Source organism: Vibrio sp. 10N.222.48.A3 (assembly GCF_041475345.1).
GTDB lineage: Bacteria > Pseudomonadota > Gammaproteobacteria > Enterobacterales > Vibrionaceae > Vibrio > Vibrio tasmaniensis_A.
Map to the genome: position 1 here is coordinate 1 of NZ_JBFRVX010001628.1, position 259 is coordinate 259.

A 259-nucleotide genomic window follows, 5' to 3' on the forward strand; every position below is an offset into this window, starting at 1 on the left:
GATGTCGTCCGCTGTTGCAGTTCCGTATAACGTCTCTAGCGTAACGCTAACATCGCCTGACGAAGCTTTACTTAAACTTACGTCGAAAATTGCTGTTGAGCCTTCATTGATAATTTGGCTGTCTTCAATACTTACTGTTGGCTCGACTTCAACTGAGCGGAATAGATCAAGCAAACTCAAGCTTTGAGTTCGGGACAAACCCAAGCCTTCGAAACCAGTTGTTACAAATTCGGTAACTGGGATAGTTTCGTCACCATCT

1 protein-coding gene is annotated in these 259 nt (G+C 44.0%); it reads right to left on the reverse strand.

Annotated features, from left to right (window positions below):
- On the reverse strand, nucleotides 1-259 hold a 259-nt coding region (locus tag AB4653_RS28130; RefSeq protein WP_372105921.1), incomplete at both ends, for a hypothetical protein.